The following is a 15,211-nucleotide window of genomic DNA, read 5'->3' as shown; positions in this document are numbered from 1 at the left end:
GCGACATACGGCGAAGTACTGCTGAAGGGGAGGGACGCGTAGCGGCTGATGAGCGACAGATTTTTGTCACTCGGGTGATTCACCGCCGTTACGTAGCGTTAGTGGGCGGGCTGTTTGAAACGGGCGGTGCAAGTGCTTGATAGCGCTTGGATTTCTCTTCAAATAACCCCCGCGAAACGAACTGTCGAGGGTGCGAGCGTCGCCCCCGGCAACCCGATTGAGCCATGGGCTGCTTCGCGAACCAGTGCTGACGGTGGTCAGCAGCGGAGGAATTCACATGGCAACGCTCATCGGTACAGTCACTAAAGTCATTGGTCAGGTATTCGCCCAGGCCGCCGACGGCAGCAAACGCGCACTGGTTGAAGGGGATCGCCTGTATGCCGGCGATCAACTGATCACCGGGGCCGAAGGCGCCGTTGCCGTCCATCTGCAAAACGGCCAGGAACTCACTCTCGGTCGCGACAGCAGCCTGACCATGACCGGGCAATTGCTCGCTGATCAGGCGGGCCACGTGAATGCGCCAGAGGTGGTGACGCCGAGCGAAGCCCAGATGACCGACGTCGAGCAGATCCAGAAAGCCATCGCCGCCGGTGACGACCCGACCAAAACCGCCGAAGCGACTGCCGCCGGTCCCAATGCACCGGGCGGCGCGCCGGGTGAGCTGGGCGGCGGCCACAGTTTTGTTCTGCTGACAGAAGTTGGCGGCCGGGTTGACCCGATCATCGGGTTCCCCACTGCCGGGTTCGGCGGTATTCCCGAGTTTCCTGAAGAACGCCACAACGTGGTCATCGACAACGGTGATAACACGCCGGTGCCGGTAATCGTGCCCCCCGTCAATAACATCGTGACCCTCAGCGGCCTCGCTGTGCCCGGGGGTGAACTGACCCTCAACGAAGCCAATCTGCCTGCCGGCTCGGCAGCCAATCCTGGCGCGCTGACGCAGAGCGGCAGCTTTACCGTGACGGCACCGGATGGTCTGAACAGCCTGAACATCGGTGGTATCAACGTGATCAGCGGCGGCGTGACCGCAGGCTTTCCGCAGTCGGTGATTACGCAATTGGGCAACACCCTGACCATCACCGGTTATAACGCGAGCACTGGCGTGGTCAGCTACAGCTACACGCTCAACGGCAACGACGCGCATCCGGCCGGTGACGGCACCAACAGCCTCAGCGAACATTTCACCGTGACGGCCGGCGACAGCAATGGCGACAGCGCCACCGGCTCGCTGGACGTCAACATCATCGACGACGTGCCCAGAGCGGTGAACGACAGCAACAGCACAACTGCGTCGGAAACCTTGCTGACATTGACCGGCAATGTTCTCAGCAATGACGTACAGGGTGCCGACCGCGTGCCGAGCGGGCCAGTCACCGCCGGCACATTCACCGGGACTTACGGCACATTGGTGTTGAACGCCAACGGCACATACACCTACACCCTGAATACCGGTGATGCAGACTTCAAAGCCCTGCACGGTGGCGGCAGCGGCACTGAAACCTTCAGCTACACCATCACCGATTCCGATGGCGACAAAAGCACGGCGAATCTGGTCTTGCAGGTCCACAACAACGACGACCCGGTGATCATCAACGGCTTGAACGTCGAGGGTGGTGAACTCACGGTCTTCGAGAAGAACCTGGCACTGGGCAGCTCTCCTGATTCGGCGGCGCTGACGCAAAACGGGACGTTCACCATCACCGCGCTGGACGGCGTCACCACGCTGACTGTTGGCGGTATTGCCGTGGTTACTAATGGTGTCGCCGCAGGTTTCCCGCAATCGGTGACAACACCGTTGGGCAGCACGCTGACCATCACCGGCTTCAACGCCACCACTGGCGTGGTGAGTTACAGCTACACCCTCGATCACAACGACGCGCATCCGACGGCCAACGGCGCGAACAATCTGCCTGAGCAGTTCGCCGTCACTGTGGTCGATGACAACGGCACCACCGCCAACGCAACCCTCGATGTAAACATCATCGACGACCTGCCAAAAGGCGTGAACGACAGCAACACCGGCACCGCATCGGAAACGCAACTCACGCTAGTCGGCAACGTCCTCGACAACGATGTGCAAGGCGCTGACCGCGTGCCAACCGGCCCAAATGCCGGGCCGATTACCGCCGGCACTTTCACCGGCACTTACGGCACCTTGGTGCTGAACGCCAACGGCACTTACACCTACACCGTGAACCCGAACGATGCTGACTTCAAAAATCTCCATGGTGGTGGCAACGGCACTGAAACTTTCACCTACACCATCAACGATTCCGACGGTGATACCAGTACCGCGAATCTCGTGCTGCAAATTCACAACAACGACGATCCGGTGGTCATCAGCGGCCTCGATGTGAATGGCGGCGAACTCACCGTTTACGAGAAAAACCTCAGCACCGGCAGCGCGCCGGATGCCACCGCGCTGACCCAAAGCGGCACGTTCACCATCACCGCGCTGGACGGCGTCACCACTCTGACTATCGGTGGCATTGCCGTAGTCACCAATGGCGTGGCCGCAGGTTTCCCGCAATCGGTGACTACGCCGCTGGGCAGCACATTGACGATCACCGGTTTCAACGCCACCACCGGCGTGGTGAGTTACAGCTACACCCTCGATCACAACGACGCGCATCCGACGGCTAACGGTGCGAATAGTCTGCCTGAGCAGTTCGCCGTCACTGTGGTCGATGACAACGGCACCACCGCCAATGCGACCCTCGATGTGAACATCATCGACGACCTGCCAAAAGGCGTGAATGACAGCAACACCGGCACCGCATCAGAATCGCAACTCACGTTAGTCGGCAACGTCCTCGACAACGATGTGCAGGGCGCCGACCGCGTGCCGACCGGCCCTAACGCTGGCCCGATTACCGCCGGCACATTCACCGGGACTTACGGCACGCTGGTGCTCAACGCCAACGGCACTTACACCTACACGTTGAACACCAACGACGCCGATTTCAAAAACCTCCACGGTGGCGGCAACGGCACAGAAACCTTCACCTACACCATTACCGATTCCGACGGCGATACCAGTACCGCCAACCTGGTTCTGCAGATCCACAACAACGACGATCCGGTGACTCTCAACGGTCTCGACGTCAACGGTGGCGAACTCACCGTCTACGAGAAAAACCTCAGCGACGGCACCAGCCCCGAGGCTCCGGCGCTGACACAGAGCGGCACCTTCACCGTCACCGCGCTCGACGGCCTACAAACCCTGACCGTGGGCGGCGTCAACGTGGTCACCGGTGGCGTTGCCGCGGGTTTCCCGCAGTCGATTGTCACGCCACTCGGCAGCACGTTGACCATCACCGGCTATGACCCCACCACTGGGGTCGTCAGCTACAGCTACACCCTTGACCATAACGATGCGCACCCAACCGGCAACGGCGCCAACAGCATCACCGAGAACTTCAACGTCGTCGCCACCGATACCGATGGCAGCACCGCCAGCGGCCAGATCAACGTCAACATCGTCGATGACTTGCCGAGCGCACACCCTGATGCGGCGTCGGTGGCGGAGGGCGGCACCGTCAGCGGCAACGTGCTGGACAACGACATTGGCGGCGCGGATGGCCCGGCCGTCACCGGTGCAGTGGTTGGCGTGCGTGCCGGCTCCGACACCTCGACCTCGGCCATTGGCGGCCTCAACAGCAACATCAACGGCACTTACGGTTACCTGACGCTCGACGCCAACGGCAACGCCGTCTACCACAGCAATCCGAATACCGTGAATGGCCCGGGCGCAGTGGATGTGTTCACCTACACCGTGCGCGATTCCGATGGCGACGAAAGCACCACGACCATTACCATCGATGTATCCAACAGCAAGCTGAGCGCGACCAGCGACACCGATGTCACGGTGTATGAGAAAGCCCTCGACCTGACCAAGGATGGCGCCGACCTGGCGCCGGGTACGGTCATCGGCAGCGACCCGACCAGCACTGGCGAAACCGCGTCCGGCACGCTGGTCGGTTCGGTCACCGGTGCGGTCGGCGCGATCAGCTATGCGCTGGTCGGCAGTGCCACCGGCAATTACGGGCAGATCGTCCTCAACCCCAACGGCACTTACACCTACACCTTGACGTCGCCAGCGAGCACCACGCCGCATGCCGACGACGGTGCCAACACCCTGACTGAAACCTTCACTTATCAAGCCACCGATTCGCTGGGCAACATTGTCACCAGCACCATCGTCGTCAGCATCGTCGATGACGTGCCTAAAGCCGTGAACGACAGCAACGCCACCAGCGCTTCGGAAACCCAGTTGACCCTGACCGGCAACGTGCTGACCAACGACGTGCAAGGCGCGGATGTGGTGGCGACCGGGCCGAATGCCGGGCCGATCACCGCCGGTACGTTCACCGGGACCTACGGCACGCTGGTGCTCAACGCCAACGGGACCTACACCTACACGCTGAACCCCAACGATGCCGACTTCAAAAATCTGCACGGCGGCGGCAACGGCACCGAGACGTTCAACTACACCCTGACCGATGCCGATGGCGACACCAGCACCGCCAACCTGGTGCTGAACATCCACAACAATGACGATCCGGTGGTGCTCAACGGCCTCGACGTCAACGGCGGCGAACTCACGGTCTACGAGAAAAATCTCAGCGACGGCACCAGCCCCGACACGCCGGCGCTGACCCAGAGCGGCACGTTCACCGTGACCGCGCTGGATGGCCTGCAAACCCTCACCGTCGGCGGTATTGCCGTGGTGACCGGCGGTGTGGCGGCAGGCTTCCCGCAGTCGATCGTTTCGCCCTTGGGCAGCACGTTCACCATCACCGGCTACAACGCGACGACCGGCGTGGTCAGTTACAGCTACACCTTGGTCGATAACGAAACGCACCCGAACGGCAACGGCGCCAACAGCCTCACCGAGAACTTCAACGTGGTGGCGACCGACACCGATGGCAGCACCGCCACGGGTCAGATCAACGTCAACATCATCGATGACTTGCCGACGGCCAAAGCGGATACCGGGTCGGTGGCTGAAGGCGGTACGGTCAACATCAGCGTGCTGGGCAACGACGTTACCGGTGCGGATGGCGCGGCGGCGGGCGGAGCGGTGGTCGGCGTGCGCGCCGGCAGCAACACCGGGACCTCTGCGGTGGGCGGCCTCAACAGCAACATCAACGGTAACTTCGGCTACCTGACCCTCGATGCCTTGGGCAACGCCGTCTACCACAGCAACCCGAACTCGGTGAGCCCTCCGGGCGCCACCGATACGTTCACCTACACCATTCGCGACAGTGACGGCGATGAAAGCACCACGACCATCACCATCAATGTTGCCGACAGCAAACTGGTGGCCTCGGTCGATCAGGACGTGACGGTGTATGAAAAAGCCCTCGATCTGACCAAGGACGGCGCCGATCTGGCGCCCGGTACGGTCACCGGCAGCGACCCGACCAACACTGGCGAAACCGCAACGGGCACACTGGTTGGCGCGGTCACCGGCGGCAGTGGCGCGATCACCTACACCCTGGTCGGCAGCGCCACCGGCACCTATGGGCAGATCCAGCTCAACGCCGACGGCACCTACACCTACACGCTGACCTCGGCGCCGAAAACCACGCCGAACGCCAACGACGGGGCGAACACCCTGAGCGAAAGCTTTACCTACAAAGCCACCGATGCACTGGGCAACAGCACCACCAGCACCCTCGTGGTCAACATCGTTGACGACGTGCCGAAAGCCGTGGCTTCGGACCGTTCAGTGGCAGCGGTGGAGATCGATTCCAACCTGCTCATCGTCCTCGACATCTCCGGCAGTATGGCCGACGCCTCCGGCGTGCCGGGCCTGTCGCGGCTGGCGCTGGCCAAGCAGGCGATCAGCGCCTTGCTCGACAAGTACGACGACCTCGGCGATGTGAAAGTGCAACTGGTCACCTTCAGCAGCAACGCCACTGACCGAACCACGGTGTGGGTCGATGTGGCGACAGCGAAGACGATTCTCGCCGGTTTGACGGCGGGCGGTGGCACCAACTACGACGCCGCCGTGGCGGTGATGCAAACCGCGTTCAACACCTCGGGCAAACTCACCGGGGCGCAGAACGTCGGTTACTTCTTCTCCGACGGCAAACCCAACGAGGGCGACATCAATGCCGCTGACGAAGCCGCGCTGAAAAACTTCCTCGATGCCAACAACATCAAAAACTACGCGATCGGCCTCGGCAGTGGCGTGAGCAACGCCAACCTCGACCCACTGGCCTATGACGGCATCAGTCACACCAACACCAACGCGGTGGTGGTCACCGACCTCAACCAGCTCAACTCAGTGCTGTCCGGCACTGTGGTCGGCGCACCGGTCACCGGTTCGTTGCTGGGCGAGGGCGGTACGTTCGGCGCCGACGGCGGCTTCATCAAATCCATCGTGATCGACGGCACCACCTACACCTACGATCCAAAAGCCCTCGGCGGCCAAGGCTCGCTGACGCCGAGCGGCAGTACCAATCACGGTACGTTCAACACCGTGAACAACACGCTGAGCATTGCTACCAACAATGGCGGCACACTGCTGATCAATCTCGACAGCGGCGAGTACACCTACACCTCGCAGAAAACCACCGCCGTGGTGATCACCGAGAACATCGGTTTCACCGTCAGCGACAATGACGGCGACCTCGCCAGCTCGACGCTGACCGTAAAAGTGATCCCCAACGCGCCTCCGGTGGCGGCAGACGATCACGTCATCACCAACGTGCTGTCGGGCAACATCGTCGTGCCGGGTGAGCTGCTGTTGGCCAACGACACTGATCCCAACGGCGACACGCTCAATGCCACTCCGACCAGTTTCAACACTGGCTGGATCTCGAAAGCGGCGGACTTCACCGGCACCGGCGCGATCAACTTCACCGGCACTAACGTCAATACCGCCGCCAACCAGAACCTCGCCAACGTGCGCAACTCGTTCAGTGCCAACGCCGCGACGATGACCGCCGTACTGGTGGTCAGCGGTTACCTCGGCGCTGTGACCAACAGCAACGCCAACGATGAAGACCGCATCACCGTGAACCTGCGCCAGGGCGAAACTCTCAACCTTGACCACAACCTGGCGGCCGGTCACGTCACCATGGAGTACTCGATCAACGGCGGCGCCTACATCGCCCTCGCGGACGGGCAAACCCTGACCGCATCGGCCGATGGCGTCTATCAGATCCACATCACCAACATCACCAACACCTCGGGCGGCAATGCCAACGCGGCGGAAAACTACCAGCTGACCATGACCCTCAACTACGCCGGGGCGCACGACATCACCCCGGACTTCCATGGCAGTTACACCGCCAACGACAACCATGGCGGCAGCGACACGGCCAACGTCAGCATCAGCTATCAGGACGGGCACACCCTCACTGGCACTTCAGGTGACGACGTGTTGGTGGCCGGCACCGGCGACAACATCCTCAACGCTGGCGACGGCAATGATGTATTGACCGCAGGCTCAGGCAACAACGAGCTGCACGGCGGCGCCGGTAACGACCTGCTCTACAGCGGCCCGGGCAATGACCTGCTCGACGGCGGCAGCGGTATCGACACCGCGAGTTACGCCCACGCCACAGCCGGTGTGACGGTAAACCTCGGCCTGCTCGGTGCGCAAAACACCCTTGGCGCTGGCACGGATACCCTGACCGGTATCGAAAACCTCGTCGGCTCGAACTTCAACGACACCCTGACCGGCGACAACAATAACAACGTGATCAACGGCGGGCTGGGCAACGACATCCTCAACGGTGGCGGCGGTGACGATCTGTTGATCGGCGGCATGGGCAACAACACCCTGACCGGTGGGCCTGGCGCTGACACCTTCCAGTGGCTCAAGGGCAACAGTGGCCATGACTTGATCACCGACTTCACCCCCGGCACCGACAAGCTCGATCTGTCGCAATTGCTGCAAGGCGAAAACGGCACCACGGCGTCGCTGGACGACTACCTGCACTTCACCGTCACCGGCACCGGCGCCTCTGTCCTTACCAGCATCGATGTCAGCGCCATGGCCGGCGCCACGCCGAACCAGACCATCGACCTCGCCGGCGTCAACCTCGCCAGCCACTACGGCGTGACTCCGGGGGCGGGCGGGATGATCGCCAGCGGGCACGACACGGCGACGATCATCAGCGGGATGCTGAATGATCATTCGTTGAAGGTGGATACCGTGTAAGCGGCTTTTGATTCGGGCCTGAAACGACAAAACCCGCCGTCCCGGTTGATGGGGACGGCGGGTTTTTTCTGTCTGATGGTATGGCGTTGCTCATTCGTGATCGTTCCCACTCTCTGCGTGGGAATGCAGCCCGGGACGCTCCGCGTCCCCTCCAGAGCCGAACGCAGAGCGTCCGAAGAGGCATTCCCACGCAGAGCGTGGGAACGATCGGTTGTCTGGCCAACTGCGGCAACTCCAGATTATCCATCACCCGATTCACCGCCAGCTCCCCGAGCATGATCAGTTGCGCAATCCCCAACAGCGTCCTGCGCTGCGACGCGGGTATGAGGTGGGCGAAGTCATGAGCGATGGTTCTGGCTGAGGCGAGTGTTTCGATGGCATCGGCCAGCAGTTCTTCGTTTTTGAAGTCTGCGGTCACGGCGTACATCCGGCGGGTTTTTCGCGGCGGTGGGGTTGAACCGGGTGGACAGAGATAGTGGTCGAGGGCGCGCTCGGCGGCGTCGTTGAGCTTTTTTGAATCGAGGGATTCGTAGGGTGAGGCGAGATCGGTTTCGGGCGGGTTGGGTGTTGGTTTGATCATGGTGAAGCTCCTACAGGTGAGGCCACCAAAACCTGTCGCTAAACAAGAAAAGGTGGCGGCTGGACGCAGGTTAGCGAACCGGGTGTAGGCGCCCGGCAGACCCGAAGGTCTCCCACGCACAGCCGCCATGACATCAACTGCAGACAGATCGTTTGCAATGAGTTTTGGAGCGCTGGTGCGCCTACACAGATTCGGGTCGCTAAACCCGATCGCTGAATGAGTCAGCGACCGACCAACAATAGATCCCGCCCCCAAGGCGCACAAGCCGGCGGATTCTGGCTTAGCTGTAGGCAAAGGCGCAAGGATGTGTAGCCTGTAAGGCGTGTCTGGAGGTGTCTTTTAAACAATTCTGTTTGGAGACAAGGAGGATCAGGATTTGCGCAAGGTCTTCTGCCGCAAAATATAAACCGTCACCAACACCGCACTCGTCAACATAAACCCCCGCGCCCACGGCAGTGGCACCAGATAGCACGAGAACAGAATGCTCGCCCACATCAGGCCGATCGCATAGACCTTGCCCTTGAGCGGAATGCCGTTGCCATCGAGGTAGTCACGAATCCATGGCCCGAGCCTTGGATGCTCGACCAGCCATTGATAGAAACGCGGGGAGCTGCGCGCGAAGCAGGCCGCTGCGAGCAGAAGGAAAGGGGTGGTGGGCAGGACGGGCAGGAAGATACCGATCACCCCCAATGCCACGCTGAGCCAGCCGATGGCCAGCAGGATGTAGCGCAACATCAGGGAGCGGTTGCCTATGGGATTGTCCATAGGCCGGACCTTAGTGGTGACGTGGCTTGAGGATCGCCGGTTTTTCGTCGGGCGCCTGGCACAGCAGGTACAGGGCGGTCAGGGCTTCCGGGATCTGCACGATCATGTCGTCCATCAGGTTGGCGTCCTTGGCGATGTCTTCGAACTCTGGCTGTTCGTCGAACAGGCCCGAACCGACCATGATCGGCAGGAGCATTTCGCTGACTTCATCTTCAGCGGTTTCGAACCAGGCTTCTTCGCGCAGGAACACGCCTTCCATGAAACCGATGCACCAGCCGCGCAGTTCGGAATCATCCGGCTCTTCGCCCAGATCCAGATCGCATGGCAGCTCGAACTCTTCATCGGAGGCCAGTTGACGGGCGATGTGCGCCTTGAGGCCGATCAGCGTGGCTTCGATTTCTGCGCGCTGGGCGTCATCGGCGTAATGCGGCTCTTCGGCGAACAGGGCGTCGATCCACTCACGCTCTGGTACGTCTTCGGCACAGATCGACAGCGCGGTCAGGTAACCGTGCGCGGCCACGTAATCCAGCGCCTCGTCATGCAGCTCGTCGGCATCGAGGAAAACTTGCAGGCGGGTCAGTTGCTCAGCGAAGGACATTACGGGGCTACCTTGGGGGAATAAACAATGCGGGAATTCTAGGCCTTCTTGCGCTCTCAAGCCAGCCGCACGGCAGATTCACCCGGCTGCGCCCTGCATATCCCCTGTAGGAGCTGCCGAAGGCTGCGATCTTTTGATTTTATTTTTTTAAAGATCAGCATCAAGATCCAGATCAAAAGATCGCAGCCTGCGGCAGCTCCTACCGGGCGTGACTGGATTCGAAGGTATAAGCGGCGCCCTGTGCAGGGGAGGGCTCGGGTATACTGCCGCGTTTTGCGCTCCCTGCCCGCATTGCGGCCGTCATGCAATGCGTTCTTACGATTCTGCGGTGCAGCCTTGGCCGTCATGAACCAGCCTTGCAGGGATGTTTTTGTGATTTTTGGAGTTTTTATGCTCGAACAGGCTCAACGCGTCCTCAAGGACATCTTCGGCTACGACAGTTTCCGTGGCCGTCAGGGTGCAATCATTGAGCGCGTGGCCAGTGGCGGTGATGCGCTGGTGCTGATGCCTACCGGTGGCGGCAAGTCGCTGTGCTTCCAGGTGCCGGCGCTGCTGCGCGAGGGCCTGGCGGTGGTGGTGTCGCCACTGATCGCGTTGATGGACGACCAGGTCGCCACCCTCGAAGAGCTGGGTGTGGCCGCCGCTGCGCTGAATTCGACATTGAGCGCCGAGCAGCAGCGCGACCTCGCCACGCGGATCAAACGCGGCGAAGTGAAGATGTTGTATCTGGCGCCCGAGCGCCTGGTTCAACCGCGCATGCTGTCGTTCCTGCAAGGCCTGAACATCGCGTTGTTCGCCATCGACGAAGCGCACTGTGTATCGCAGTGGGGCCACGACTTCCGTCCGGAATACCTGCAACTGGGCCAGTTGGCGGAGCTGTTCCCGGACGTGCCGCGTATCGCCCTGACCGCCACCGCCGACAAGCGTACCCGCGAAGAAATCGTCACGCGCCTGCATCTGCAGAACGCCGAGCGCTTCCTGTCGAGCTTCGACCGCCCGAATATTTTTTACCGCATCGTGCCCAAGGAACAGCCGCGCAAGCAGTTGCTGGCGTTCCTCGCCGAGCGGCGCAGCGACGCGGGCATCGTTTATTGCCTGTCGCGCAAGAAAGTCGAAGAAGTCGCAACGTTTTTGAGCGAGCAGGGCTTCCCGGCGCTGCCGTATCACGCCGGTCTGCCCAACGATCTGCGCGCCTTCAACCAAAAGCGCTTCCTCAATGAGGAAGGCCTGATCATGGTTGCCACCGTGGCGTTCGGCATGGGCATCGACAAGCCCAACGTACGCTTTGTCGCGCACCTCGATCTGCCGAAATCCCTGGAAGCGTATTACCAGGAAACCGGTCGCGGCGGCCGCGACGGTCTGCCCGCGGATGCGTGGATGGCCTACGGCCTGCAAGACGTGGTGATGCTCAAGCAGATGCTGCAAAACTCCGAAGGCGACGAACGGCACAAGCGTCTGGAGCAGCACAAGCTCGACGCCATGCTCTCGCTCTGCGAGGAAACCCGCTGCCGTCGCCAGACCCTGCTGGCGTACTTCGACGAAGAGATGCCCGAGCCGTGCGGCCATTGCGACAACTGCGTCGATGGCGTGCAGACCTGGGACGCGACCGAGCCTGCACGTCAGGCGTTGTCGGCGATTTTCCGTACCGGCCAGCGGTATGGCGTCGGCCATCTGGTCGACGTGCTGCTGGGCAAGGACAACGAAAAAATCCGCAGTTTCGGCCATCAGCACCTGTCGGTGTGGGGCGTCGGCAAGGCGTTGAGCGAGAGCGAATGGCGCTCGTTGTTCCGGCAGTTGGTGGCGCGCGGGCTGGCCGATGTCGATCACGAGGGCTACGGCGGTCTGCGCCTGAACGACAGTTGCCGGCCGTTGCTCAAGGGCGAAGTGAGCCTGGAACTGCGCCGCGATCTCAAGCCGCAGGTCGCCGCCAAGAGCAACAGCAAGAGCCCGGCCAGCCAACTGGTGCGCGGCGAAGAGCGCGAACAGTGGGAAGCGTTGCGTGCGCTGCGGCGCAAACTCGCCGAAGAACACGGTGTGCCGCCGTACGTCATCTTCCCCGACTCGACGCTGCTGGAAATGCTCCGCAGCCAGCCGACCTCGCTGGCGGAAATGGCCACGGTCAGCGGCGTCGGTGCACGCAAGCTGGAGCGCTACGGCGAGGCCTTCCTCGAAGTGCTTGGCGGCGCAGTCGAGGCGCCGAAAGCGGTCGCCGATGTACGCCACGAGCTGATCACCCTGGCCCGCGCCGGCATGACGCCGTTACAGATCGCCGGTCAGTTGCAGTGCTCGGAAAAGAACGTCTACACGATGCTCGCCGAGGCGATTGGCAAGCAACAGTTGTCGCTGGAACAGGCGCTGGATTTGCCTGAGGAGCTGATGGGCGAAGTGCAGGATGCGTTCCTCGATGGCGAGGGCGAGTTGCCGTCGGTCGCCGAAATCGCCGAGCTGTTCGCCGGTCGTGTGCCGGAAGGCGTGCTGTATTGCGTGCGGGCTGCGCTGCAATCGGAATTCGAAATGTGAGGTGGCGTTTGCGCCAAGCCCTGTACAGTTGTAACGATTCAGTACAGGGCGACTCTTGCCTATAACTGCAGCTCATGCTTAGCTGGCTAATAATTAGAAATTCTTTATTTTCAGTCTAACCGTGAGTGTTTTATGCCGTTAACCGATCAACACCGCTTTGGCATGCAACTGGCCCAGATGTCCCGTGGCTGGCGCGCCGAACTGGACCGCCGGCTCGCCGGCCTCGGCCTGTCTCAGGCGCGCTGGCTGGTGCTGTTGCATCTGGCACGTTTTGAAGACGCACCGACCCAGCGCGAATTGGCGCAAAGCGTCGGCGTCGAAGGCCCGACCCTCGCACGTTTGCTCGACAGCCTGGAAAGCCAGGGCCTGGTGCAACGCCAGTCCGTGATGGAAGACCGCCGGGCGAAAAAAATCGTCCTTTGCGCCCCGGCCTTGCCGCTGATTGAACAAATCGAAACCATCGCCACGCAATTGCGCCACGAATTGTTCGAGGGCGTCGACGAGGCGGATTTGAAGGTGTGCATGCGTGTGCACGGGCACATCCTGGCCAACCTGGAAAAATCTTGAGGCACAAGCCTGTGCCGTTTTTTTGAGAGATCGCGCTGAGCCGACTATAAGAACTACTGGGCAATATCGTGTTCGTACCGGATGTGCGAACGCATAGAAGTCGGTTTTGCTTATTTAAGGGATGCTCATGCTCGCAAGTTGGCAGGTGGTACTGCGCGGTGGCGCCAAAGGGCTACTGGTCGCTGGCATATTCGGCTTTTCGACCGCGTCGATGGCGTTGGGGCTGGGTGACATTACTGTTCATTCGGCCCTCAATCAGCCGCTCAAGGCCGAAATCGCATTGGTCGATGTCGGCGCGCTGACGCAAAATGATCTTTCGGTGAGCCTGGCCACGGCCGATGAGTTCGGCCAGGCCGGGGTCGAACGGGTGTTCTTCCTCAACGACCTGAAGTTCGTGCCGATCCTGCATGGCAATCGCCAGATGATCCGCGTGACCTCCAGCAAACCGGTCAATGAACCCTTTCTGAATTTCCTCGTACAGCTCAGTCAGCCCAACGGCCGCTTGCTGCGCGAGTACACCGTGTTGATCGACCCGCCGGGTTCGCCGGGTATCGTGCCGGCCACCGACGAGCCGGATCCACGCCCACAATCTTCCGGTTTCCCTACTGTAGAACCCGCTACCGCGCCGCCTCAGGCTGCGCAGGGCAAACGCGAAGCCACACCGGCGCCACCACCGCCAGCGGCAGCCGCCGATCCTGCCCTCAGTGAGCAATTGGCGGCCAGTGTCTTGCACAACCAGCAATTGCAGAAAACCATCGAAGAGTTGAACGCAAAATTGCAGGAACAGCAGTCGCTGATCGCCGATGGCAAAAAGCACATGGGTGAACTGCAAACTCAACTGATCGAGCTACAGAAGGCGCCGCCGGCAGCGCCAGCCCCGGCGCCGGTCACTGCACCGGTTGGGTCCGCTGACGATGCGCCGAACGGCTGGCTGCTGGGCGGATTGTTGCTGTTGCTGGGCGTGCTGATGGGCGGATGGTTCCTGCGCCGGCGTCGTCAGGCAACACCGGGTGAAATGCCACTGCCGTTTCTGCCTCCCGATAATCAACCCGAGACGGTTGACGCTGACACCAGCCATGCCGTGACGGCGCACGCCGCAGAGGAGCATCGCGAAGAGCCGGCGGCGGGCGATGTGCTGGAAGCGGTAGGGATTTATCTGGCGTATGGACGGCTGGGGGAGGCCGTCGGGCTGCTGCGCGACGCTTTGCACAAGGAGCCGGAGCGTCTCGACCTTGGCGTGCAATTGCTTGAAGTCCTCGGGCGCCAGGGTGATAGCGCGGCGTACGAACAACAGGAACATCACTTACGTCAGTTGGGTGTCGATGAGCAGCAATTGCAGACCATTCGTGACCGTCATCCGAAGTTGCTGAGTGTTGCGCCGTTGGCGGCCGCTGCGCCAGTGGTTGCCAGCGTCGCGCCCATCGTCAAAGCCGCTCCCGCCCCAGAGCCGGCAGCGCCCGAGGACGATTTCGAATTGAATCTGGGCGAGCTGTCGATGGATTCCAGCTGGGATCTGGAGGACAGCCGATCAACACCGAGTCAGCCGGCTGCCGATGAGTCTGCTTTTGGCTCGAATCTGCAGATTCTGCCGCAGGATTTCGAATTGCCAGAACCCGAGGCCAGTGAAGAGGCGGAGCTGGAGTGGATCCCCGAGCCGGATATACAGGCGCTGGATGATGAATTCCTCAACGAGTTCGGTGATTCACAGCCATCACTGGTACTCGAACCGCTGGATTTGCAGAAGCCTGATTCGCCGCAAGCGGCCCACTCCGGAAAGCTGGAAGAGGCACAGAATTGCATTGATGACGGCGACATAGACAGCGCGATTTCGCTGTTGAACGAACTGCTCAAGGACGGCGACGAGCCACTCAAGCAAACCGCCCGCACCTTGTTGGCGGGGATTCGCTGAGTTTTTTTGCGCTCCTACATTGGCACTGTGGTTACAGTTCAAATGTAGGAGCTGCCGCAGGCTGCGATCTTTTGATCTTGCCTTAAAAAGATC

The 15,211-nt window shown here is 61.3% G+C and carries 6 protein-coding genes and 1 pseudogene; 4 read left to right on the top strand and 3 right to left on the bottom strand.

What is annotated here, in order from left to right; genetic code table 11:
- Window positions 1–277: 277 nt before the first annotated feature.
- Entirely contained in the window at window positions 278–8,179 is a 7,902-nt protein-coding gene (locus EJA70_RS30230) for a retention module-containing protein (RefSeq protein WP_158836248.1), read from the top strand.
- 226 nt (window positions 8,180–8,405) lie between these two features.
- Here the strand turns inward: EJA70_RS30230 and EJA70_RS30225 are convergent.
- The 3 genes and pseudogenes from EJA70_RS30225 to EJA70_RS30215 all read right to left on the bottom strand — a co-directional run.
- Window positions 8,406–8,759 (bottom strand): annotated as a pseudogene (locus tag EJA70_RS30225) (DUF6124 family protein); the annotation flags it as partial.
- Window positions 8,760–9,128: 369 nt separating this feature from the next.
- Complete coding sequence (locus tag EJA70_RS30220; RefSeq protein WP_085666732.1) at window positions 9,129–9,524, bottom strand: YbaN family protein; 396 nt, start codon at window positions 9,522–9,524, stop codon at window positions 9,129–9,131.
- Window positions 9,525–9,534: 10 nt separating this feature from the next.
- Window positions 9,535–10,122, bottom strand: coding sequence for a YecA family protein (locus EJA70_RS30215; protein WP_008083862.1), 588 nt, complete (start codon window positions 10,120–10,122; stop codon window positions 9,535–9,537).
- Window positions 10,123–10,512: 390 nt separating this feature from the next.
- Here EJA70_RS30215 and recQ point away from each other — a divergent pair, with 390 nt between their 5' ends.
- The 3 genes from recQ to EJA70_RS30200 all read left to right on the top strand — a co-directional run bounded on the left by recQ (window position 10,513) and on the right by EJA70_RS30200 (window position 15,118).
- Window positions 10,513–12,642, top strand: a complete 2,130-nt coding sequence (recQ, locus tag EJA70_RS30210; protein WP_158836246.1) for a DNA helicase RecQ — start codon at window positions 10,513–10,515, stop codon at window positions 12,640–12,642.
- A 132-nt stretch (window positions 12,643–12,774) separates the two neighbouring features.
- Window positions 12,775–13,209 (top strand): MarR family transcriptional regulator, encoded by a 435-nt coding sequence (locus tag EJA70_RS30205; RefSeq protein ID WP_007962151.1) that lies wholly within the window; start codon window positions 12,775–12,777, stop codon window positions 13,207–13,209.
- A gap of 127 nt (window positions 13,210–13,336) precedes the next feature.
- Window positions 13,337–15,118, top strand: a complete 1,782-nt coding sequence (locus tag EJA70_RS30200; protein WP_158836244.1) for a FimV/HubP family polar landmark protein — start codon at window positions 13,337–13,339, stop codon at window positions 15,116–15,118.
- Window positions 15,119–15,211 lie beyond the last annotated feature (93 nt).

The organism is Pseudomonas sp. PB103 (assembly GCF_009764635.1).
Taxonomy (GTDB): domain Bacteria; phylum Pseudomonadota; class Gammaproteobacteria; order Pseudomonadales; family Pseudomonadaceae; genus Aquipseudomonas.
This window is presented reverse-complemented; position numbering and strand designations above follow the sequence as displayed.